Origin of the sequence: Corynebacterium nasorum, from assembly GCF_022345765.1 — a bacterium.
Classification (GTDB): Bacteria; Actinomycetota; Actinomycetes; order Mycobacteriales; family Mycobacteriaceae; genus Corynebacterium; species Corynebacterium kefirresidentii.
Genome location: NZ_JAKRDR010000014.1, coordinates 1 through 21,901, shown reverse-complemented (window position 1 = coordinate 21,901; position 21,901 = coordinate 1). Strand labels below are relative to the sequence as shown.

The 21,901-nt window shown below is 57.4% G+C and carries 19 protein-coding genes and 2 pseudogenes; 14 read left to right on the top strand and 7 right to left on the bottom strand.

Annotation, left to right across the window (positions count from 1 at the left end; all coding sequences use genetic code 11):
• Nucleotides 1-128: 128 nt before the first annotated feature.
• A complete protein-coding gene (locus tag MHK04_RS09470) occupies nt 129-1,340 on the bottom strand; it encodes an MFS transporter (RefSeq protein WP_239207696.1) in 1,212 nt (403 codons plus the stop codon).
• A gap of 328 nt (nt 1,341-1,668) precedes the next feature.
• Nucleotides 1,669-3,144, bottom strand: a complete 1,476-nt coding sequence (locus MHK04_RS09465; protein WP_239207697.1) for an NAD-dependent succinate-semialdehyde dehydrogenase — start codon at nt 3,142-3,144, stop codon at nt 1,669-1,671.
• Nucleotides 3,145-3,473: 329 nt separating this feature from the next.
• Here MHK04_RS09465 and MHK04_RS09460 point away from each other — a divergent pair, with 329 nt between their 5' ends.
• The 6 genes and pseudogenes from MHK04_RS09460 (at nt 3,474) to trpA (ending at nt 10,161) form a co-directional block, all read left to right on the top strand.
• On the top strand, nt 3,474-4,991 hold the full coding sequence (locus MHK04_RS09460) for an anthranilate synthase component 1 (RefSeq protein ID WP_239207698.1): 1,518 nt from the start codon (nt 3,474-3,476) through the stop codon (nt 4,989-4,991).
• A complete protein-coding gene (locus MHK04_RS09455; RefSeq protein ID WP_239207699.1) occupies nt 4,988-5,635 on the top strand; it encodes an anthranilate synthase component II in 648 nt (215 codons plus the stop codon). Before MHK04_RS09460 ends, MHK04_RS09455 begins: the two co-directional genes overlap by 4 nt.
• Before the next feature lies 1 nt (nt 5,636).
• The gene (gene trpD, locus MHK04_RS09450) at nt 5,637-6,671 is read left to right on the top strand and encodes an anthranilate phosphoribosyltransferase (protein WP_239207700.1); all 1,035 of its coding nucleotides are present in this window, start codon (nt 5,637-5,639) and stop codon (nt 6,669-6,671) included.
• Nucleotides 6,671-8,076: pseudogene (trpCF, locus tag MHK04_RS09445) on the top strand (bifunctional indole-3-glycerol-phosphate synthase TrpC/phosphoribosylanthranilate isomerase TrpF). The gene trpD and the pseudogene trpCF overlap by 1 nt, the downstream one beginning before the upstream one ends.
• Nucleotides 8,077-8,089: 13 nt before the next feature.
• Nucleotides 8,090-9,295, top strand: a complete 1,206-nt coding sequence (trpB, locus tag MHK04_RS09440; protein WP_239207701.1) for a tryptophan synthase subunit beta — start codon at nt 8,090-8,092, stop codon at nt 9,293-9,295.
• Entirely contained in the window at nt 9,295-10,161 is an 867-nt protein-coding gene (gene trpA, locus MHK04_RS09435) for a tryptophan synthase subunit alpha (protein WP_239207702.1), read from the top strand. Before trpB ends, trpA begins: the two co-directional genes overlap by 1 nt.
• A gap of 68 nt (nt 10,162-10,229) precedes the next feature.
• On the opposite strand, the gene MHK04_RS09430 is transcribed toward trpA, so the two are convergent.
• Nucleotides 10,230-11,441 carry a dicarboxylate/amino acid:cation symporter gene (locus MHK04_RS09430; RefSeq protein ID WP_239206435.1) on the bottom strand — a complete coding sequence of 404 codons (1,212 nt, stop codon included), beginning with the start codon at nt 11,439-11,441 and terminating at the stop codon, nt 10,230-10,232.
• A gap of 192 nt (nt 11,442-11,633) precedes the next feature.
• On the opposite strand from MHK04_RS09430, the gene MHK04_RS09425 reads away from it, so the two are divergent.
• The 5 genes from MHK04_RS09425 (at nt 11,634) to MHK04_RS09405 (ending at nt 14,507) form a co-directional block, all read left to right on the top strand.
• A complete protein-coding gene (locus MHK04_RS09425; RefSeq protein ID WP_023020172.1) occupies nt 11,634-12,104 on the top strand; it encodes an SdpI family protein in 471 nt (156 codons plus the stop codon).
• A gap of 338 nt (nt 12,105-12,442) precedes the next feature.
• Nucleotides 12,443-12,664 carry a hypothetical protein gene (locus tag MHK04_RS09420; RefSeq protein WP_239207703.1) on the top strand — a complete coding sequence of 74 codons (222 nt, stop codon included), beginning with the start codon at nt 12,443-12,445 and terminating at the stop codon, nt 12,662-12,664.
• An 85-nt stretch (nt 12,665-12,749) separates the two neighbouring features.
• A complete protein-coding gene (locus tag MHK04_RS09415) occupies nt 12,750-13,115 on the top strand; it encodes a Rieske (2Fe-2S) protein (RefSeq protein WP_239207704.1) in 366 nt (121 codons plus the stop codon).
• A gap of 102 nt (nt 13,116-13,217) precedes the next feature.
• Entirely contained in the window at nt 13,218-14,183 is a 966-nt protein-coding gene (locus MHK04_RS09410; protein ID WP_239207705.1) for a bile acid:sodium symporter family protein, read from the top strand.
• Nucleotides 14,184-14,198: 15 nt separating this feature from the next.
• Nucleotides 14,199-14,507, top strand: coding sequence for a hypothetical protein (locus MHK04_RS09405; protein ID WP_239207706.1), 309 nt, complete (start codon nt 14,199-14,201; stop codon nt 14,505-14,507).
• 16 nt (nt 14,508-14,523) lie between these two features.
• On the opposite strand, the gene MHK04_RS09400 is transcribed toward MHK04_RS09405, so the two are convergent.
• From MHK04_RS09400 to MHK04_RS09385, 4 genes are read right to left on the bottom strand one after another with little or no spacing between them, the layout of a single operon-like run.
• Nucleotides 14,524-14,856, bottom strand: coding sequence for a branched-chain amino acid transport AzlD family protein (locus MHK04_RS09400; protein WP_239206872.1), 333 nt, complete (start codon nt 14,854-14,856; stop codon nt 14,524-14,526).
• Nucleotides 14,856-15,584 carry an AzlC family ABC transporter permease gene (locus MHK04_RS09395; RefSeq protein WP_239207707.1) on the bottom strand — a complete coding sequence of 243 codons (729 nt, stop codon included), beginning with the start codon at nt 15,582-15,584 and terminating at the stop codon, nt 14,856-14,858. Before MHK04_RS09395 ends, MHK04_RS09400 begins: the two co-directional genes overlap by 1 nt.
• A gap of 39 nt (nt 15,585-15,623) precedes the next feature.
• Complete coding sequence (locus MHK04_RS09390) at nt 15,624-16,220, bottom strand: YqgE/AlgH family protein (RefSeq protein ID WP_238801577.1); 597 nt, start codon at nt 16,218-16,220, stop codon at nt 15,624-15,626.
• On the bottom strand, nt 16,220-17,656 hold the full coding sequence (locus MHK04_RS09385; protein ID WP_239207708.1) for a CCA tRNA nucleotidyltransferase: 1,437 nt from the start codon (nt 17,654-17,656) through the stop codon (nt 16,220-16,222). The genes MHK04_RS09390 and MHK04_RS09385 overlap by 1 nt, the downstream gene beginning before the upstream one ends.
• Nucleotides 17,657-17,744: 88 nt before the next feature.
• Between MHK04_RS09385 and MHK04_RS09380 the strand changes: the two are divergent.
• The 3 genes and pseudogenes from MHK04_RS09380 to murJ all read left to right on the top strand — a co-directional run.
• Nucleotides 17,745-18,338 (top strand): annotated as a pseudogene (locus MHK04_RS09380) (NUDIX hydrolase); the annotation flags it as partial.
• Nucleotides 18,338-20,533 (top strand): DUF6049 family protein, encoded by a 2,196-nt coding sequence (locus MHK04_RS09375; protein WP_239207709.1) that lies wholly within the window; start codon nt 18,338-18,340, stop codon nt 20,531-20,533. The pseudogene MHK04_RS09380 and the gene MHK04_RS09375, both read left to right, overlap by 1 nt.
• 18 nt (nt 20,534-20,551) lie before the next feature.
• Nucleotides 20,552-21,901: murein biosynthesis integral membrane protein MurJ (gene murJ, locus MHK04_RS09370; protein ID WP_275439027.1), on the top strand; the 1,350-nt coding region annotated here is incomplete at its 3' end.

The window sequence follows — 21,901 nt, the reverse complement described above, 5'->3', positions numbered from 1 at the left end:
TGCGCTGCGCGCGACCCCCAGCCTCCGGACCCTCAAACTACAACCGCACGGTCTACCTAAAGCGAAAGCACACCAACCTCGGTGGCTGGTGTGCTTTTAATGCTTCAGGCTAACAGGGGAGTGCCGTGTTACTTACCTTCGTCGAAGTGTAGATGGTGCCCCTTGGCCTTGGGGAAGCGACCGTGCACAAAGAAGTAGTAGATGGCTGCGATGACTACGAGGGCCGCAAGGATGAGGTACATGGTGTCAAAGCCGGTTGCCCCAACAATGGGGCCTAGGCCGAACGGAGCCAGGCCAATGCCTAGGTCCATCAGGAGGAACATGGTGGAGATGCCCGCGCCCATCTGTGCGGCGGGTACCGAGCGCACAGAGATAGCCTGGCAGGCGGGGCTGAGGGTACCGAAACCTAGGCCGGTGCAGGCGCCTGCAACCACCAGCATGACGTCGTTGGTGGGGAAGCCCATGAGGAGCAGAGCGATAATAAAGGATGCAAGGCCGAGGTACATAACGGCGTTATCGCCCTTATGGTCTTGGATGCGGCCCAAAACAAAGCGCATGATAAGCATGGTTACCGCATAACCAATAAAGAATAGGCCTGCGCCAGTCACAAGGTCTTCCTTGCGCGCATAAGCGTTGAGATAAGTAACCACACCGGAGTAGGCGATTCCGACCAACAACATAAACAGGCCGATGGGAACCACGTTGGGGTGCACGGCATTGCGCAGCGTAAAGGCCGGCTTCTCGGCGGAAACTTCAGCTGGGTAGCGCAGCACCAAGGCCAGGACCAAAGACACGACATTAGCGCCTAGCGCTACAGCAAAGAGCGTGTTGTAGCCAATGTTATTAGCCAAGAAGAGGCCGAGTGCTGGGCCGAAGGCCGTTGCCAAGGTAGTACCGAGGGCGAAGTAGCCAGTACCCTCCGCGCGGCGCTCGTGCGGAATGACGGACTGTGCCACCGCCATAAGCGCGGTGGAGGTCAAAGCGTAACCCGTGCCGTGCAGGAAACGGACAATGATAAGAACGGCGACGTTCTGTGCAAAAAAATACGCCACAGCAACAACTGTGACGAAGACTAGAGAGGTCAGGGCGGCCTTCTTGTGGCCTACGCGGTCCACGAGCCAGCCCGAGAATACGCGCATACACGTCGCGCCCAGAACAAAGGCGCTGGAGGCAAAACCACCCACGGTATCCGATGCCCCGAAGCTCTCTACCGCGTAGAGGGCCATGGTGGTCACGGACAGGTAGAAGACCAAAAACTGACAGAAATTAGCCACCCACGCGAGAACGAACGTGGGTGTAATCAGCTGCGGCTTAGCCGCTGCAGATTCAGTAGACGTCATATACTCACTCCAAATAACAAAAAGAAAATTCCCTCTCCACGAGCAGGCCATGAGGCCACGCTGCGCAGTCGAAGGAAATACGAATTAAATTATACGGAGAGGAACTATACGCCCCTCAAGCTTCAATGGTTAATCAAAAGGCTCTCTTGGTCTTGTTCGGCCTCACTTTTTGCAGCCCAATGCAAACAATATTGACGATTTGAGCAGGATAAATGCTTTAGTTCGGGAAAACGGGCTCATTTTTAATGAATGTTTACATTATTAAGCCGCAGCCGGGCCCCGAAAGGGAGCCCGGCTGGCCTGTGTGTCTTTTCAGACGCTTGCGTTTCTAAACATTGACATAAGGGTCACGGATGCCCAGGTATTGAACTGAGGTATATTCCTCAATACCTTCGGCGCCACCTTCGCGGCCCAAACCGGATTGCTTGACGCCGCCGAATGGGGCAGCGGCGTTGGAGATGACACCGGCATTGAATCCCATCAGGCCAAATTCGAGACCATCGGCCACGCGCCACAGGCGGTCTGAGTTTTCCGTAAAAACATAGGACGCAAGACCATATTCCGTCTCGTTTGCTAACTCTAGGGCTTCCGCCTCCTCGCTGAAGGTAAAGATAGGTGCAACCGGGCCGAAAATTTCCTCCTGGGCCACGCGGGTTTCACGTGAAACATTGCTCAAGATCGTGGGGGCATAAAAGTGACCCTCACCTTCGCCACGCTTGCCACCGGTAACAACGGTGGCGCCCTTTCCCACTGCGTCATCCACTAAGGCGGCAATATTGTCGAGCGCCTTGGCCTCAATGAGGGGACCGCAGGTAACGCCTTCGTCCAGGCCATTGCCCACGACGAGCTTGTTAAACTCCGCCGCCAACTTCTGCGTAAACTCTTCAGCCACGGACTCGTGCACTATGAAACGGTTGGCCGCAGTGCAGGCCTCACCAATATTGCGCATCTTCGCACCCATGGCCCCTGCTACGGCCTGATCGATATCCGCATCCTCAAAGACGATGAACGGAGCATTGCCGCCCAGCTCCATGGAGGTGCGCAGCACATTATCCGCGGCACCCTTCAGTAGAGTCTTGCCCACTGGGGTGGAGCCGGTGAAGGAAAGCTTGCGCAGGCGATCGTCGGCAAGCAAAGGCTCCGAAATGGCTGAGGCAGAGCTTCCGGAAACCACATTGAGCACGCCCTTGGGCAGGCCGGCATCGAGCATGGTTTGCGCAAAGTACTGCGTAGTCAGTGGGGTGAGCTTGGCCGGTTTCAGAACCATGGTGCAGCCTGCCGCAACAGCAGGCGCCACCTTGCGCGTGGCCATCGCGAGGGGAAAGTTCCATGGGGTAATTAGCAGGCATGGCCCGACCGGCTTGCGGCGTGTGACCATACGCAAAGTGCCCTCCGGAACGGGGGAATAGCGGCCATAATCGCGCGTTGCCTCTTCGCTAAACCAGCGCAGGTACTCAGCACCATAGGTGACCTCACCTTGAGACTCGGCAAAAGGCTTTCCCATTTCAAGTGTCATCAGCGTCGCGAACTCATCGGCGCGCTCGTGTACCAGCTCGAAGGCCCGGCGGAGGATATTCGCCCGCTCGCGCGGAGTGGTTCGTGCCCACTCATCTTGCACCGCACAAGCAGCATCTAGAGCGGCTACCGCATCAGCGGAATTAGCAGAATCGAGCGTAGCAATAGTCTCTCCGGTGGCGGGATTTTCCACCGTGAAAGTCTCGCCGGAAGATGCCTTTCGCCACTCGCCTCCAATCAAAAGTTGGGTAGGAACCTTTGCCACTACCTCATTAGGGCTCATAGTCATTTACATCACCTTTCTTCCCTTTGTTAATGCACCCAACAGTACCCCACTCGTTTCTTTAAAGTCCCGAATACGGCTTCTTCTGCGAGAAAGCCAGCTCGGGCTGTGAGAATATTTATCGGCAATATCTTCCGAGTTATAGAAATTTGGGTTAAAGTAGCTGCCATGAAGAACATGACTACTGCTTGGTGGTGGCGCGCGTAACCCGCGGGCCATCTTTCGCAACCTATTTTCAGGCTCGCATTCTGCGGGCCTTTTGGCGTTTTTGTGCCTGTGCTCGTGGAAGCTTAATTTTCGTTTCCCATACCCACCCTCTCCGAAAGGGCACTGCAATGCCATACACGGCTACCCGCGACATACCCTACGACAGCGATGCGGCCGCCACATTTGACGCGCTCGCGCAACCGCACGACTCCCTGTTGCTCGAAAGCGCAGACATCGAGACTAAGAAAAACCTCAACTGTCTCGCCATCCTCAAGGCAGCACTCAGAGTCACGTGCCATGGCCACAGGGTGGAGGTGCGGGCCCTCACCAACGCGGGGGAGGTGCTCCTTCCTCCTCTCCGAGACCGGTTCCGCCACCGCCTAGTTTCACGTGAAACTACTACCGCTGTATTAGAATTCCCGCCTTCTGCCGAACCCGACGAGTGGCAGCGACTCCTTGCTGAATCAACCGCTGACATTCTGCGATTCTTCCAATTAGAGGCCACCTATTCCTCTCCGCTACTACCATTTCTAGGGGGCGGGTTCGCTTATGACTACCTGGCCACCTTCGAAGATCTCCCCGAGGTTAAACCGGGGCCGAATTCCTACCCAGACTATGAGTTCTTGGTGGCTCAAACGGTCCTGGAGGTAGACCACCTGCAAAGAACTGCGCGCCTAGAGGGCTGGGATATCGACGAAGACCACCTTAAAGCGGAACTTGATTCCCTAGCCACGCGGCCGGAGACCCCACGCCCCACGGCACCACAGAGAAGCAAGATCCGTGCGGTGGCTGATGCGGATGACGCAACGTTTCGCGCAGACGTGGAAAAGCTCCAACGCAAGATTCACGCCGGCGATATCTACCAAGTAGTGCCCGCGCGTTCCTTCGCGCTGGAATGTCCAAGCGCCCTCGCGGCCTACCGGACGTTACGAGACACTAACCCTTCGCCCTATATGTTTTACGTTCGTGGCGACGGCTATGAGCTATTTGGCGCGTCGCCAGAATCCAATCTCAGGTTCACGCCGGAAGATAGGGGAGTGCAGCTCTATCCCATCGCTGGCACTCGGCCGCGCGGGCTGCGCCCGGATGGGAGCATCAGCCATGAGCTTGATATCCGCAATGAATTAGAGATGCGTACTGACCACAAAGAGATTGCGGAACACACGATGCTGGTAGACCTAGCACGCAATGATCTCGCGCGGGTGGCCGTTCCTCGTAGCCGCCAGGTGGCAGAGCTATTGCAGGTGGACCGCTACTCCCGTGTGATGCACTTGGTCTCTCGAGTCACGGCAACGCTCCACTCAGATTTCGATGCGCTCGATGCCTATCGGGCCTGTATGAACATGGGCACCCTGACGGGCGCGCCCAAGCTTCGTGCCACCGAGCTGGTGCGGCAAACGGAAGGGACACGCCGCGGATCCTACGGCGGGGCGGTGGGGTACCTGCGCGGCGATGGCGCCATGGATAACTGCATTGTCATCCGCTCCGCCTACGTCCAAGACGGCACCGCAGTAGTGCAAGCAGGTGCCGGTGTTGTCAAAGATTCCGTCCCACAGGCCGAGGCCGATGAAACGGTGCATAAGGCCTACGCCGTGCTCAATGCCATTGCCGTAGCACACGGTGCCGACTTGGAGGTGCAGCGATGAGTTCGCCACACATTGTCCTTCTGGATAACCACGATTCTTTTGTCTATAACCTCGTCGATGCCCTAGCTGGGTTCGATACCACAGTATTTCGTAATACCGTTGCGGTCGATGAAGTATTGGGGGCGCGGCCCGACATAATTGTGCTTTCCCCCGGCCCCGGCCATCCACGGTCGGCCGGCTGCATGATGGAGCTTATCGACGCCACCCTGGGCACCACTCCCATTCTCGGCGTCTGCCTCGGCTTCCAAGCGCTTCTTGAATACCACGGTGGGGCAGTTGCGCCCTGCGGCCCGGTACACGGGAAATCCGTTCCGATGACTCTCACGCCAGCCGGGGTTCAGCATCCCGTACTCCAAGGGCTTGCCACCGATACCGAACCTGATCAACCAAATAGTCTCGGCACACAGATTCCGGTGGCACGCTACCACTCGCTCGGCTGTACGGATATCCCGCACGAGATGCGCTGCCTAGCACACACTTCCTCAGATATCGGCGAAGTAGTGATGGCCGCGGAGACAAAAGACGGTATGGGGCTAGGTCTGCAATTCCACCCAGAATCCGTCCTCACACCCACTGGACCCGTAATGCTCCAACGCTGCATTCACCAACTATCTACCCACACCACTATGGAGAAGGAAAACTAAAATGAGCCGAACACCACTGCGGACCTTTCAGGCCTATCTAAGCAATCCACAACCCACCATCGAAGAAGCCACGGAGGTATTTACCCCCTTGGCCGTGGGCGCCTACGACGATATCCATATCGCGGCATTGCTCGCTCATATCCGGGCTCGGGGCGAGACTTTCGCGGACGTTGCCGGCGCCGCCAAGGCTTTCTTAAAGGTGGGCTATCCCTTCCCCATCACCGGAAAAGGCCTTATGGATTCGGCCGGCACTGGGGGCGATGGCGCAAATACCATCAATATCACGACGGGGGCCTCGCTCGTCGCCGCTGCCGGGGGAGTGAATTTGATCAAGCACGGCAACCGCTCGGTCTCTTCCAAGTCCGGATCTGCGGATGTACTCGAGGCTCTTAATATCCCGCTCGACTTAGACGCCGCCCGAGCGGTCCGCCAATTTGAGGCCTCGAACTTTACGTTTCTATTCGCCCCCGCCTACAACCCAGCCATCGCCCACGTCCAACCGGTGCGCAAGGCACTGGGCATCTCAACCATATTTAATACCCTCGGCCCGCTCTTGTCCCCAGGACACCCATCACTCCAAATCATGGGCATTGCAAACCCAGATCAAGGCCAACTCATTGCAGAGGTCTTTCGAGAACTTGGCCGCGAGCGCGCCTTAGTCGTCCATGGAGCCGGCACGGATGAGATTGCCACTCATGGCACCACGCAGGCTTGGGAGCTCAGGAACGGCGACATTATCACCTACCAGCTCACCCCTGAAGAGCTCGGTATCGAGCGCCACGAGCTCGCGGAGCTTGCCGGTGGGGATGGCGCTGCAAATGCCTTAGCCCTCCGCGCGGTATTTGCCGGCCGAGGTAAGCCCGCACACGTGGACGCCATCGCTGCCACCGCCGGAGCCATGTTTTACCTCAACGGGACCACGAGGAGTATCCCAGCAGGAGTCTCTCACGCTAAGGATCTTATTAATAGCGGCGCTGTCGAAAAGTGGCTCCATATCCACGAAAGCGCCAACTATGCGGTAGGGGAGAAGAACTAATGACGGCGAAGGAATTGCCAACCGTGCTACAAGAGATCGTCGCCCAGCGCCGCACTCATCTGCCGGCCATTCGCGACAGGTTGTCCTACGTGGACCTCGCTAGCGTACCGCCTTCGGAGCGTTCGCTTGTCGAAGCCCTCGATGGCACCAATCGCTTCATCATGGAATGTAAGTCTGCCTCGCCATCCCTGGGGTTGATTCGCGCGGACTACCGTCCGGGCGATATCGCTCGCATCTACTCACGCTATGCCTCCGCCATTTCGGTGCTGTGCGAGCCTGCGCGCTTTGGCGGCGACTATGACCATCTGCAAACCGTCGCCCAATCTACCCACCTGCCGGTGCTGTGCAAAGACTTCTTTGTTGACCCCATTCAGGTTTACGCCGCGCGACACTACGGAGCCGATGCCATCTTGCTCATGATGTCCATCGTGGAGATGACACCTACGTTAAACTCAAGGTGCTGGCTGATGAACTGGGGTTAGACGTCCTGACTGAAGCCATCACCGAGGAAGAGGTGGAACGAGCGCTGCAATTAGGTGGCGACATCATCGGTATCAATAACCGCAACCTCCACGATCTCAGCATCGACCTAGAACGAACCGAGCGCCTCGCTAGCCATATCCCTAAAGGAAAAACGATCGTCTCGGAATCCGGAATCCGCGACAATGCCACCGTCCGCCGGCTGGGCTCTCACGTGCACGCATTCCTTGTAGGCTCACAACTCAGCCGCCAAGAGGATATCGATCGCGCCGCTCGCGATCTTGTCTACGGTGGCAATAAAGTATGCGGGCTTAACTCTGCCTCCGCTGCGCAAGCGGCGCGTGCTGCAGGGGCCCGCTACGGAGGACTTATCTTCGTACGGGAATCGCCGCGCAGTGTTTCACGTGAAACCACGCGTGACATCATCTCCGCAGAGCCGGGTCTGGACTACGTGGCCGTGACACGTTCTTCGGATATCGAAGAGCTACAGAGACTTTCTGAGCTCCCAGGACTCAAGGCACTTCAGCTCCACACCCCATTCCAAGGAAGTGGGGAAGCGGAAAGAGAATTCCTACGCCAAGTACGCAGCGTCGCGGGCGGATTATCCGTCTGGCGTGCCGTCGATATGCTCAGCCCCGATTTCGCAGGACTGGCAACTGACCTTGTCCCAGAAGTAGAAGCGCTAGTCCTGGACTCCGGAAGCGGCGGGTCAGGAAGCTCATTCGAGTGGAGCACTATCCCCCCTGAAGTTAAGGATAAATCCTTCCTCGCCGGTGGTCTCCGGTTAGACAACCTCGAAGAGGCTCTGTCGATCGGCACGATGGGGCTCGATCTCAATTCGGGTCTAGAGTACGCACCCGGCCGCAAGGATTCCTCGCTTGTGTCCCAAGCCTTCCACATCATCCGACGCTATACACACCCATAGAAAGGACACGATCATGACCGTTTCACGTGAAACACTCCTTCCAGCATACTTTGGTGAATTCGGTGGACAGTTCGTCCCAGAATCCCTTATCCCCGCCCTCGACCAACTTGAGAAGGCTTTTGTAGAAGCACAGAATGACCCGTCCTTTCGCGAAGAGCTCAGCGGCCTTCTGCGTGACTACCTTGGCCGGCCCACGCCACTGACAGAGGCAAAAAATTTAGGCGGTAAGGCGAGGATCTTCCTCAAACGTGAGGACCTCGTACACGGTGGCGCGCACAAGACGAACCAAGTCCTCGGACAGGCCCTCCTCGCCAAACGTATGGGAAAGACTCGCATCATTGCAGAAACGGGAGCGGGCCAGCACGGCACCGCCACCGCACTGGCTTGCGCACTCTTAGGGCTCGAGTGTGTGGTCTATATGGGGGCAAAAGACGTCGCGCGGCAGCAGCCCAATGTCTTCCGTATGGAGCTAATGAACGCGAAAGTCGTAGCCGTTGATACCGGGTCCGGAACGCTTAAGGACGCGGTGAATGAAGCGCTCCGCGATTGGACCGCTACGTTCCATGAATCCCACTATCTCCTCGGCACTGCGGCTGGGCCACACCCTTTCCCGACTATCGTCCGGGAGTTCCATAAGGTCATTTCCGAAGAAGCTAAGCAGCAGATGCTTGAGCGCACTGGCGGCCTGCCGGATGTAGTCGTCGCCTGTGTCGGAGGCGGTTCCAATGCAATCGGTATGTTCGCAGACTTCGTTGCGGAGGAAAAAGTGGAACTCGTCGGCACTGAACCGGGCGGTGAAGGACTGGACTCCGGCAAGCACGGTGCCACCATCAACAACGGGACCGTAGGAATACTCCACGGCGCACGCAGCTACCTCATGCGGAACGCAGACGGCCAAGTGGAAGAGTCATACTCCATTTCCGCCGGACTCGACTACCCGGGAGTCGGTCCACAGCATGCTTACCTTCACTCCAGCGGCCGAGCACAATACGTTGGCATTACAGACGCCGAGGCATTGGAAGCGTTCCAACTGCTATCCCAGCGGGAAGGGATCATTCCCGCCCTTGAGTCTTCCCATGCTCTTGCTTATGCCTTGAAACGGAAGGATGAGGACATCACCATTGTGGTCTCTTTGTCTGGTCGCGGCGATAAAGATATCGACCATGTTCGCCGCACACTTGAGGCCCACCCAGAATTTAAACTGCAGGAGAAGCACTAATGAGCAATCGATACGAGAACCTATTCCGAGCACTGCGCGAAAGGGGAGAGGGCGCGTTCGTCCCCTTCCTCATGTTGGGCGATCCTACCCCGGAGGACACGCTGGACATTGTACGAACCGTTGTCGCGGCCGGTGCTGATGCACTAGAACTGGGCGTCCCATTTTCTGATCCAGTGGCCGATGGACCGACCATTCAGGCGTCTCACCTTAGAGCGCTAGCGGCTGGCGCCACCGTAGATTCCGCCCTAGAACAGGTGCGGACGATTCGCTCAGAATTCCCTGAGCTTCCCATTGGCATGTTGATCTACGGCAATGTGGCTTTCACGCGCGGCTTCGAGCACTTCTATTCCGAATTCGCTAAGGCAGGCGCGGATAGCATCTTGCTTCCCGACGTCCCCGTACGCGAAGGCGCTCCATTCATCGCTGCAGCAGAAAAGGCCGGTATAGATCCGATCTTCATCGCCCCGGCTCGTGCCACCGCGAGCACCCTCGAAGGCGTCGCTCACAGCTCGCGGGGTTATATCTATGCCATTTCCCGTGACGGCGTGACAGGTACCGAAAGAGAATCTAAAACCATCGGGCTTGAAGAAGTCGTAGCAAACATCAAAAGATTCGATGGCCCGCCGGTACTGCTCGGCTTCGGCATTTCAGCACCCGAGCATGTGCGCGATGCCGTGGCAGCCGGAGCGGAGGGGGCTATTACTGGCTCGGCCATTACTAAAATCATTGATCGCCACGTTTCACGTGAAACCGCTGCAGAGCGGACCCAGATCGAAGGGACCTCAGGCCGCGCTCGCGTGGACCCCGCGCTGCACAAAGAACTCGCTGAATTTGTCACCCGCATGAAGGCGGCGACCCGAAAATAGCCCCACAACGCATTAAACCCCTCGTCAGCTCTCGACAGCTGAACGAGGGGTGTGGTTTTGGTGAGCCTCTACGCGGTTGCTTCTGCAGATTCCTCTTCGGAGGGGTCTTTCTTGTCGCCTGCGAATTTGTCCACGATCATCGCAATAGCACCGTCGCCGGTGACATTGGCGGCAGTGCCGACCGAGTCGATGGCGATGTAGGCGGCGATCATGAGCGCCACCATGCCATCATCAAAGCCCATCATGTCTGCCAGAAGGCCGGCCGCCACCATGACGGCACCGCCCGGAACGCCCGGAGCAGCAATCATCATGATTCCCAACAAGAAGATGAAGCCAAGTCCGGTACCGGTACTAATATCAAGGTTTGCCATATACACGATCGCAAAGGCATAGAGCGTCAGCTTAATCATCGAACCGGACAAGTGGATGGTCGCGCACAGCGGGATAACAAAGCTTGCCACCGGCTTTGAAATGCCATTCTTAAGCGTAGACTCCAAGGACACCGGGATAGTCGCGGCAGAAGAGGAGGTTCCCAAAGCCGTGAAATAAGCCGGCAGCATATTGCGAAGCGCCTTGAAGGGATTCTTCCCGGTAATCGCACCAGCAATGATGTATTGCAAGACTAGGTAGACTAGGGTCATAACAACTGCCAAAACCAAAACCTTGGCAAAGGCCGAAAGTACCGAGCCCAGATTGCCATTCATGCCCAATCCCAAGAACATGCCAAAGATATAGAAGGGCAAAATCGGCACAACAAACCCCCAGATTACCTTGACTACTACGTTCTCCAATTCCTTGGTGACAGCGTACAAAGTATCGGACTTCACGGTAGTCATAGCTACACCAATGCAGAACGACAATAAGAGGGCAGTCATAACCTCAAAAGGCGGCGCCATCTCCACCTCGAAGTAGGGAGAGAGTGCACCCTCATCAATATCGGAGACATTAGTAATCAGATTCTGACCACTAAGCATGGTGGGGTAGAGCCAGTGGGCAAGCACATAGGCAAGAAGACCGGCGACAATAGTGGAGCCATAGGAAATCCCCGCTGTAACCCCCAGCCACTTACCGGCACCACGCCCGAGACCCGCAATGGACGGAGCGATCAGCGCGAAAATAAGGACCGGGATAAAGAAGTTGAGGAAGTTGCTAAATAGTCCATTGAAGGTGGCGAATACGCGACCAAACCATTCTGGCGCGAATCGGCTGACCACCACGCCAAGGATGATGGCAACGATAATGCGGAACAACAAAGATTCCGAGAGTTTCTTGAGATTCATATACTTACAATCAGATCGGGTGCTCTACCTCTAGGACTAAACGACCGAGGCGAAACAGCGCAGTGCGGAGGCCAAGGTCGATTCAATATCTATCACTCGACCTTAAATGCATACTACCTGAGCGCACACAGCGACAGAGCACTCGGCCTAGGCGCAATTTTTATCTCAGCACTACAAGGCTAAACTGAATACATGATCGCAGTGGGAATCATCTTCTTCATCCTCGCCGTCTTCCTCATCGTTGTAGGTACCATGGCCTCAACCAAGCGCCTACCCGGAAATAACTACATTGGCTTGCGACTGCAAGAAATCCGCAAGTCTCGCGAAGCGTGGGATAACGCCCATCGCATCGCTGGTCCATTCTGGATCCTCAGCGGTGTCTGCCTAATTTTCGGTGGAATCGTCGCGCTTAGCGCTGAGGGCTGGATGTGGCTCCTTCCGGTTCTTACCTTTGTGGCGGCAGTTCTCGCCCTATCTGTAGGTTCCAACCTCGGCTCGCGTGCCGCGTTCCTCTACGAACAGGCACACGCTAGTGAAGAAGGTTGTGGGGATTCCTGCAATTGTGGCTCCGACGGTTGCGGTGGGGAAGAGGCTGCCGCGGCTTCTGCACCGCAGGTCGATGTCGACGCACTCCGTCACGCCGCACGAGAATCTGACAGATAGCAGCGCCTGCTGCACAACCGCCCCCCTCTGGATAAGAATTACGCCTCATCCAGAGGGGGAATTTTTGTAGCTATTTCCTCTCGCTTGAATAGCTCATTGGATGTTTCCCGACAGCCACAGTGACGTTATAGGTCAGGCTCGTTACATCTTCTTGTTCCGTCACTTACGATATCCCGTCACTCTTTCAATATATTGGTCAATTCAACGCTAGGCTACGTTAATAATTGGATTACCGTACTTTTCGCCTTACTGCCAATAACGATGGAGATTGCGTAAAGCTTCCGGGGAACCCAGAAAGTAAAGAGCATCAGAGGCCTCCGCTGGGCAAAATGATACATATGAAGAAAAGCACCGCCCTCGCAGCCATCGCCGCTTCGACCTTTGCCATTGGCGCTTATAACGAGCAAGGCCACAAAGAACCGACATCCACACCAGTAGCGGAGGGGCAGCAGTCGGCCCATAGCATCGTCGATGATTTAGGCATTGAATCTGGCACCTATGAACTCACTCCTACACCCACTGGCTCCCCTGAAACATGGGAGGGCTATCTGGTTAGTTAACCTCTGTGTTTCACGTGAAACTCTAAATTCGCTCAGCTACACGGCTGAGTCACAAAGCACCATCATCACCAGCTAGACTAAGGGCATGAATAAGTGCTCTCGCCGAATCTTCTTGCTCGGTACCGCTACCACTTTCGCAGGTGCCTACCTAACAGCCTGTGGTTCTTCTCCGTCCGCGGAAATCGCAGCTACGGAAATTCCAGTCGGATCCGCGAAGATTGTAGATGGCGTCATTTTTACTCAGCCGAAAGAAGGTGAGTTCAAGGCCTATTCCCAGACCTGTCCGCACCAGCACAATCCGATCACCGAGATCGATGGCATGACGGCCACCTGCACCGCACATAACACCTCCTATGACCTCAGCGATGGAAGCGTAATATCCGGACCGGGCCGCGACCCCTTGGAAGGATACGAAGTTAAGCAAGACGCCTCTAATGTCACTACAGCCTAGGGTGCATTCCTCCCTCTGTGGTTTCACGTGAAACCACAGAGGACATATTTTTGGCCCGAGTATTTCCGGGGAAGAAGGAGCGGTAGGGTTTAAACTTTTAGAATGCTGCAGAGTTTAAAGAAGCCCGACCCCCTCATAGTGCTCATCATCTTGGCGGTCATCCTTGCGGTCATTGCACCAGCCCGTGAGGATTTTGCCGAGACATTCGGCCAGCTAACAAATGTTGCGATCGCTTTCCTCTTCTTTTTGTACGGCGCTAGGCTCTCCACTCAAGAGGCCCTCAATGGGCTTAAGCATTGGCGCCTACACCTAACGATCCTGGCCTTCACCTTTGTGGTCTACCCGCTCATAGGTATAGCGCTACGTCCGCTTACCGCTTTCATTTCGCACGATATGTGCCTGGGGATCTTGTTTCTCACGCTGGTACCGTCCACCGTGCAATCTTCGGTTGCCTTTACCTCCATTGCGAAGGGAAACGTTGCAGGCGCAATCGTGTCAGCATCTACTTCTAACTTGGTCGGAGTATTTATTACCCCTTCGCTGGTTATGCTCCTCATGGGTACCGGGGGAGGAGTCCACATCGACACTTCCGTATTTGGAGAAATCGCGCTCTTGCTGCTGGCTCCCTTTATCCTGGGTCAGCTGACTCGGCGCTGGGTTGGCAAATTCGCCCAAAGCAAGGCCACCAAAGTGGTAGACCGCGGTTCCATTGCCATGGTGGTGTATTCTGCCTTTTCCAAAGGCGTAGTAGACGGAATTTGGTCCTCCATCTCCATATGGGAGTTGGCCTTCCTTGTCGCCTTCGCAGCGATCTTCGTTGCTTTCATGCTGTGGCTCACCAAGAAGGTGAGTGAAAAATTGGGATTCAAGCGCGCCGATACAGTCGCAATCGAGTTCTGTGGATCGAAGAAGTCACTAGCCACGGGACTACCCATGGCCTCGGTTATCTTTGCTTCTGGGGGAACGTCTCTTGGTCTACTGATCCTGCCGTTGATGATTTACCACCAGGTCCAGTTAATGATGTGTTCGTGGCTGGCATCCCGCTACGCCCAGCGTGCCACCACATAGCTACACTTAGGCCCTATGGCAAATTACCTATACGTACGAACTGAACTAACCGTGCCCGGCGTAGGCTCGGCCATCCATATGGCGGAAATGGAGGAGCAAGATGCGCGCAGCTGTCGAATGGTCCGCATGATCTCCCTGGATCCCTCAGATGCCATAGTTGGTGTGGCTACCCCGACCAGTTCCACGGGAAACGTAGATCAGCCGCAAGAGGTTGTCCCGCACCCGGATACCTACGATGAGTTTCCAGACATTAGCGCCCAATACGTGGACCAATCTCATTTCGACGCCCTATGGTCCGAAGCTACCGCCAAGTTCGGCCTTTAGGGTTCAAACACGGTGCCTACAAGACAACGTTAACGAGAAACATATAAAAGGCGGTTCCTCCGAAGATGGACAGCGCTGATTCACGCTTCCACAGGTGGAGCAGGAAGGTTACTACCACGCCGAGGAGAGCCGCCCAGATGCCCCCAGGGGCACCAGCCTGCCCGTAGACGGTATAAACCACCAAAATGGTCATCACACCTACAGGCATCATCATGCCCAGCAATGAAAAGAACTGGCTATCCTTCATCCATTTCACAAAGGAAAAGGGAAGCTGGCGCAGCACAACGGTAATAAGGCCGACGGGGGCCAACACTGCGGCGATGGAAGCAAGCGTAACTCCAGCGGGCATTAGCGTTCCTCCCGGAATCTCGTAGACTCGCCGCGGCTACGCAAGCCAATAGCGGCATCGATGCGGGGAGATGCGTAGCGGATAATAAGCAGAATGAAGTAGGCACTCAGCCCCACCATGAGCAGTTGTCCTGGGGCGAAGACTGCAGCAAGGATTCCCACCACCACAGCACTTAACGGCGATGAAAAGTCCTGGTTATTGCGGAAGGAATCCATTGCCAGCACGACAAAAAGGGCAACCAGAGCGAATTCCATTCCCTGCACAGAAGAGGGAATCACTCGGCCGGCGAGGGCACCGACGATGCCGCCGCCTACCCACAAGACCTGACAAAAGATTTGGATGGTGAGTATTCGGTTCCCACTCGGGCGCTCATCGGCGGGGAGGGAAGAGACGATGGCATAGGTTTCGTCGGTAAGCGCATATGTGGAATAAGCCTGGCCCACCCGTGAACGAATGTGGTGCCGGGGAAAGGTGAGGCCATAGAAAATATGGCGGAAATTCACCATGAATCCGGTAACCAACGAAGCAAAGGCGGAAGCCCCACCGGTAACCATGGAAATGGCCAAGAATTCCATAGAGCCGGCGTAGATGACGAGGGAGAAAATCGGCGTCCACCACCAGCTGAAACCGGATTGGACCATGAGTAAGCCGAAGGCTAGGCCGAGGGGAATAAGGCCGATCGCGGCGGCCCAGGTATCTCTTAATCCTTGAGAAATATCCGCGCGCATGCGGGCTAGTCTAGCCCATTGCCTGCAGCGCGATAGGAATTAATTATCTTCCACGTTGACTGGATATGTGGAATAGAGCGGCAGCGGCATGGGTTGACGTTTCATAACATCGGCCCAGAGATCGGCCGGGCCTGGAGTAATAACGTCTTGGGCAAGGGCAGGGGAGACGAACCATTCGCCGGCCTCGATTTCCTCCTCCAGCTGGCCCGGGCCCCATTCGGCATAGCCAGCAAACATGCGCATGCCAGAAACTAGTGGCTCGATCTCTTCTGGGTCCGCGCGCAGATCCACATGTGCCAGGCGCGGTGCGAGGCGGGTGAGCCGATCTTGTTTGTCCGGATCGACGCCCTGTTTAGTCTGTGCGAGCCCAACAACGGATTGTTGATTGAGCGGACCGCCGATATACAGCGCCTGCGGTTTAGCCACCACGGGAAGCCATTCCGGCAGCACATTGAAAATAGCTACCTCAGAGCGCTTGGTCAGATCCACGCCGAAGGTCATCATGTCATTGTGCTCAATGACGAGGATGACGGAGCGGGCGAATTCCGGCGAAAGCATGCCCGGAGCAGCGATAAGAAGCTGGCCGGGGGCGGGGTCATTGCGCTCGAGGGCGTTAAATAGTCTATCGGCAAACATCACTGTTTAGAATCCCACCACTCGCGCAACTTCGCAATCGCTTCCTCGCGCTCGAGGGGGCCGTGCTCTAGGCGCAGCTCCTTGAGATAAGACCATGCCTGGCCCACCTCAGGGCCGGGCTGAAGACCGAGGATTTGCATAATCTCGTTGCCGTCAAGGTCCGGGCGCACGCGAGCCAGGTCCTCCTTGCGGCCGATCTCTTCGATGCGCTCCTCAAGCTGATCATAGGTGCGCTGGAGTCGACGGGCCTTTTTAGCATTGCGGGTCGTGCAATCGGCGCGCACCAGCTTATGCAGACGGGGGAGGAGGTCGCCGGCGTCAGTAACATAGCGGCGCACGGCAGAATCGGTCCACTGATTTTCCCCGAACCCGTGGAAGCGCATGTGCAGGTACACCAGCTGGCCGATGGCCTCCGTGGTGGCCTTGGGGTACTTCAACTTGCGCAGGCGCTTGCGGGCAAGCTTGGCGCCCACCACCTCGTGGTGGTGAAAGGAGACCTTGCCATCGGTGTTATCAAAGGTATCCGGTTTGCCAATATCGTGTAGAAGCGCCGCCCAGCGCAGGACAAGGTCTGGGCCATCTTCTTCTTGGTCCATGGCCTGACTTAGCACCTTCAGCGAGTGAGCATAAACGTCCTTGTGCTGCGCGTGTTCATCCGCGGTCATACGCAGTGCGGGGATCTCCGGAAAGATATAGTCCGCAATTCCGGTGGAAACCAGCAGGTCAATGCCGTCCCACGGTGCAGTGCCGCAGATAAGCTTATCCAGCTCCACCTGTACGCGCTCTACGGTGATGCGCTGGATCTCGCCGGCCATATCCCGCATGGCATCTACCACCCGATCGGCCACGCGAAATTCCAGCTGGGACGCAAAACGCGCCGCCCGCAGCATGCGGAGCGGATCATCGTGGAAGGAGATTTCCGGCTTGTCCGGGGTATCGAGCACCCGGTCGGCCACATCCTGGAGGCCGTGGAGGGGATCGTGGAAGGTAAAAGAGGCGTCGGCAAGCAGCTCGATGGCCATCGCATTGACCTTAAAGTCACGCCGCACTAGGTCACCTTCCAAGGTGTCACCATAGACCACCTCAGGGTTGCGGGACTGGCCATCATAAGAATCGGAACGGAAGGTGGTGATCTCAATCTGCTGACCCTTATAGGCCGCGGAGACGGTACCGAAGTCGATGCCGGTATCCCACACGGTCTCGGCCCACTCATCCAAGATCTCTTTAACCACGTCCGGGCGGGCCGGAGTGGTAAAGTCCAGGTCATTTCCCAAGCGGCCCAAAAGCGCATCGCGCACAGAGCCGCCCACAAGGTAGAGCGAATAACCACGGGCGGCAAATTTCTCCACCAAACCGCCCAGCAGGTCACTGAGGGAGGAGACGGTGGATTCCGCGCGGGCAAGAACGCCAATTAGCTGAGTGTCCTGAAAATTCACGGGTGAGAGTCTACTACGATTGGCAGGGATGACTAACCAAGAACAGGGCCCCTCTAAGGGAGGCGGCCGCAACCGTAACCGGTCCCGGCGCAGGCGGCGCCGCCGGCCGGATAATCGCGCGCGCCGCAGCACTCAGCAGCGCAGGCCCTACCGCGGTGGCAATGGCCAATCCACGGCCATGGAAACCCGCGATGAAACCTCCGCCGGCGGCCTTGTTGTCTCTGGTTTGGCGGAGTGCGTCGATGCCACTGGCCAGGTAGATCTTTCCCGGCTTTATGTGGCGCTCATCGGCCGCCTCGACCGTCGCGGACGCCTGCTGTGGTCCATGCCTAAAGGCCACGTAGAAAATGGCGAAGCCAAAGAAGTCACCGCTGAGCGCGAGGTATGGGAGGAAACCGGCATTTCCGGTGAGGTTTTTGCAGACCTCGGCATGATTGATTATTGGTTCGTCTCTGATGGGGTGCGTATCCATAAGACAGTGCACCATCACTTGCTGCGCTTTGTAGACGGCATCATGAACGATGAGGATCCGGAGGTCACCGAGGTCTCATGGATTCCCGTGTCTGAACTCATCGAGCATTTGGCCTACGCCGACGAGCGCAAATTGGCGCGCATCGCGCATGATCTCCTTCCCGATCTCGCACGAAAGGAAGCCGCCGCGGGGAAAGTGACCCCACGGTAATGCGCCAACGCCTGAAGTCTTGGGCCGCCGTGGGCGGCTGCCTGGCGGTAGCGGGGTGGGGATTGTGCCTGCCGCTGCCAGAGGCCGCCGCGCAGATGGATTCGGCTGCGGGAAAACAGCAGGATATCCAGGCATGGTTGGGCGCGCGCGGACCAGAGCGGGCCACTCTCGACCTCATCGCGGCCGAACCCTTCACCGTGGGCAAGGAACTGAAACTTAACTTCCAGGTGCACAATCCCACTGATGAAGCCATGGAAGACCTCCAGCTGACCAGCCGCCGTGGCGATGCCGTGGAGAGTACCGCACAGGCTCGCACGCAGCTGGCCACCGGCGAATTCCCGTATTACGGCCCCAGCACCACCACCGCGCCCCTGCAACCGGGCGAAACCCGAGAGGTTACCTTCCAGGTTCCCACCTCCTTACACGGCGAGCAGACCCTAGCCATCGAAGACGCCGGCGCCTATCCGCTGCTATTTACCCTCACCGGCACTGTCGGCGGCGAAGCGGTCAGCTTTGCGGAAGAACGCCTAATAGGCCAGGTGCAGGGAAAGAAGCAGGCGCTTGGCGATGCCCCCTCGGAGCCCAAACCTCACGACCTCACCGTGGTCTATCCCATTAGCGCCGATATCGACTCGGTACCAGGCGGCGCTGGGGGAGAAGACCTTATTCTCGCCTCCGACGAGCTAGCCACCGAGCTGGCTGAGGGCGGCCGGCTCGATCGCTTGGTGAGCACCTATGCGGACCACGATCTGCACGGGGCAGGCTGCGTAGCCATCGATCCCGCCCTCTTGGACACGGTCAACCGCATGGCGGAGGGCTATAAGGTGGGCTCTGCCCGCCCGGCTCAGGCGGAGCGTCCTAAGCGACTGCGTGATTCGTGGTTCAATAACAACGACGATGTGCACCTCGAACCCGGCACTGGCAAAGAGGATGCCGCCCGCTGGCTCAAGCGCCTGCGGGAACTCGATTGCTTTATGTCTATGCCGTGGGCAAACGCTAATGCCTCATCCGTGGCCAAGGCGAATAATCCCTTCCTTACCTACGAGGGGCTGCAGCGCGGCAACCACACCATCGAGCGAATCCTCGGCACCAAGCCGGCCACTACCGTTCTCGCGGTTGGCTCCGGCTATGTGGATCAACAACTGCCCCTGCCCGCACTGGTGGCTGATAATACTTCGTGGCCTGGCCGCGCCGTGACTTTCGACGCCTCCCTGGGCGCCCTTTTAGCCCAAACCGGCTCCAAACCACAGACGGTGGGCTATTCCAACCCGGAGCTACGCTACGAGTACTCGCTCGATTCCGAACTTTCCCGCGCCATCACCGGCGGCGCCGCGTTGAGTTTGGCCGCTAGCGAAGACACCGTGGCGCGTTTGCCCAATTACTTGGATCCCAGCGCCGCCGAATACGCGCTTGACTCTGCCGAAGCGCTCATCGATTCCGGCCAGTCCCATGCGCGTACCGTCGGCAGCCTCAAGCAGGAAACCGCCGATCCGGGGTCACTGCCTGGCAGCCCCTTTAGTGATCCCGCCGCCTTCGCCGAATCCGATATCGTCCGCGTGGAGCAGCAGGCCCGCTATACCGATGAGCTGATGAATATCATGGTCGATGATCCAGATATCGCACTGACTCCCTATGAATTCGTCCTGCCTTTGCGCCGGGATTTGCTGGCCGCGCTCTCGCTGACCAACCGCGATAGCTTGGGCAGTAATGCTGAAGCGCGGCGAAGGTTCACCCACACGATGGATGTGCATTCGAATACTTTGCGCGATCTGCGATCTTCTGTGGCGCTTATCCCACCGGGCAATGTTTATACCCGCGTATCCGAGTCATCGCCGCTGCTCATCGTGGCAGAAAATGGGCTTCCGCTACCGGTGGAGGCCAAGCTGCAATACGATGCCCCCGATGGCGCGCGCCTCAACACGCCCAAGAGTGTCCGTATTCCGGCCAAGGGCTCTATTACTGTATCCATGACCGCCGATATGCCTAAGGACGTCGATCGCACAGACATTGGCCTGTGGCTTGCCACCCCAGAAAAGCAAACCATCTCGGAGCCGATCAGTATCGCTGTGCAAACGCGTGCCGGTATCGTAAGCGTGTATGGCGTCGGCATAGCCGGCGCTCTTGCGCTGGTCCTCGCCACTCTCTTCCGGCTAGGCCGCCATCGGCGCAAAAAATCACAAAGGCTTAAAAAGTAAGTTGAAGTTGTATCCTCTATGACTGATAAAACTGGCCGCGAGGCCGAACACGTGGAGAAGTCAGTTGACCCGAAGGATGCCGCCGTGCCGGCAGAGCACCCCGCCCCAGCGGGTGCCCGCGGCCGCATCGTCCGCGCCTCTCCTCCCGCTCCGGTGCCAGAAAAGCGCCCCACGCCCGCGGTGCAGGACACCACCGTTCCTCCCGAGGAGGACAAGTCCGCGCTCACTGGACGCAACGCGGAAAACGAATCATCCAATCAGGACGTCATCCGCGCGACGGGCACGATGGCCATCGCGACGCTGCTATCCCGCGTCACCGGCTTCCTGCGCCAGATGCTCATCGGCGCCACTCTCGGTGCCACGGTGGGCACCGCGTTTAGTAGCGCCAACCAGATCCCCAACCTCGTCACCGAGATCGTATTGGGTGCCGTGCTGACCTCTCTGGTCGTGCCCGTTCTCGTACGCGCCGAAAAAGAAGACACGGACCGAGGCGAGACCTTTGTCCGGCGGCTATTTACCCTGGCCTTTTCCATCTTGGGCATAGTCACCATTGCTTCCGTGGTGCTCGCACCCTTCTTAACGAGGATGATGCTGCCGGAAGATTCCAAGGCCAATGCCGTGCAGGCAACCTCCTTGGCCTTCTTATTGCTGCCGCAGATCCTCTTCTACGGCCTCTTCGCCCTCTTCCAGGCCGTTCTTAATACTAAGAATATCTTTGGTCCAGGTGCGTGGGCGCCGGTAGTCAATAACGTCATCTCCATTAGCGTGCTGCTGGCTTATCGCTTCCTGCCCGGCCAGCTCGACCCGCACGAGCCCACCCCGGTGGCCGATCCCCACGTCATGCTATTGGGCTTGGGCACCACCACGGCGGTGATGGTGCAATGCCTCATCTTGTTGCCGTACCTCAAAAAGGCCGGCATTAACCTGCGCCCCAAGTGGGGCTTGGATGCCCGCATCAAGCAATTCGGTGGCATGGCTCTGGCCATCATCACCTATGTGGCTATCTCCCAGTTGGGCTACGTGATCACCTCCCGCGTAGCCGCCTATGCGGATGCCGGCGCCCCACTGGTCTATCAGAATGCTTGGCTCATGCTGCAGGTGCCCTATGGCGTAATCGGCGTGACGCTGCTGACGGCCATCATGCCGCGCCTGTCCCGCAACGCCGCCGACGGCGATGTTGATGCCGTAGTCCGCGATCTGACCTTGGGCTCAAAGCTGACCTTCATCGCGCTTATCCCCATCGTCATTTTCATGACCGGCTTTGGTGTACCGATTGCCCGAGCCCTCTTCCAATACGGTGCCTACGGCGCCGAGAGCGCCGAGCAGCTTGGCCTGACCATCAGCTTCTCCGCCTTCACGCTCATCCCG

What these genes read in the sequence shown, in the direction of transcription:
- MHK04_RS09470 (WP_239207696.1), bottom strand. Translation starts at nt 1,340, where the DNA reads ATGACGTCTACTGAATCTGCAGCGGCTAAGCCGCAGCTGATTACACCC.
- MHK04_RS09465 (WP_239207697.1), bottom strand. Translation starts at nt 3,144, where the DNA reads ATGACTATGAGCCCTAATGAGGTAGTGGCAAAGGTTCCTACCCAACTT.
- MHK04_RS09460 (WP_239207698.1), top strand. Translation starts at nt 3,474, where the DNA reads ATGCCATACACGGCTACCCGCGACATACCCTACGACAGCGATGCGGCC.
- MHK04_RS09455 (WP_239207699.1), top strand. Translation starts at nt 4,988, where the DNA reads ATGAGTTCGCCACACATTGTCCTTCTGGATAACCACGATTCTTTTGTC.
- trpD (WP_239207700.1), top strand. Translation starts at nt 5,637, where the DNA reads ATGAGCCGAACACCACTGCGGACCTTTCAGGCCTATCTAAGCAATCCA.
- trpB (WP_239207701.1), top strand. Translation starts at nt 8,090, where the DNA reads ATGACCGTTTCACGTGAAACACTCCTTCCAGCATACTTTGGTGAATTC.
- trpA (WP_239207702.1), top strand. Translation starts at nt 9,295, where the DNA reads ATGAGCAATCGATACGAGAACCTATTCCGAGCACTGCGCGAAAGGGGA.
- MHK04_RS09430 (WP_239206435.1), bottom strand. Translation starts at nt 11,441, where the DNA reads ATGAATCTCAAGAAACTCTCGGAATCTTTGTTGTTCCGCATTATCGTT.
- MHK04_RS09425 (WP_023020172.1), top strand. Translation starts at nt 11,634, where the DNA reads ATGATCGCAGTGGGAATCATCTTCTTCATCCTCGCCGTCTTCCTCATC.
- MHK04_RS09420 (WP_239207703.1), top strand. Translation starts at nt 12,443, where the DNA reads ATGAAGAAAAGCACCGCCCTCGCAGCCATCGCCGCTTCGACCTTTGCC.
- MHK04_RS09415 (WP_239207704.1), top strand. Translation starts at nt 12,750, where the DNA reads ATGAATAAGTGCTCTCGCCGAATCTTCTTGCTCGGTACCGCTACCACT.
- MHK04_RS09410 (WP_239207705.1), top strand. Translation starts at nt 13,218, where the DNA reads ATGCTGCAGAGTTTAAAGAAGCCCGACCCCCTCATAGTGCTCATCATC.
- MHK04_RS09405 (WP_239207706.1), top strand. Translation starts at nt 14,199, where the DNA reads ATGGCAAATTACCTATACGTACGAACTGAACTAACCGTGCCCGGCGTA.
- MHK04_RS09400 (WP_239206872.1), bottom strand. Translation starts at nt 14,856, where the DNA reads ATGCCCGCTGGAGTTACGCTTGCTTCCATCGCCGCAGTGTTGGCCCCC.
- MHK04_RS09395 (WP_239207707.1), bottom strand. Translation starts at nt 15,584, where the DNA reads ATGCGCGCGGATATTTCTCAAGGATTAAGAGATACCTGGGCCGCCGCG.
- MHK04_RS09390 (WP_238801577.1), bottom strand. Translation starts at nt 16,220, where the DNA reads ATGTTTGCCGATAGACTATTTAACGCCCTCGAGCGCAATGACCCCGCC.
- MHK04_RS09375 (WP_239207709.1), top strand. Translation starts at nt 18,338, where the DNA reads ATGCGCCAACGCCTGAAGTCTTGGGCCGCCGTGGGCGGCTGCCTGGCG.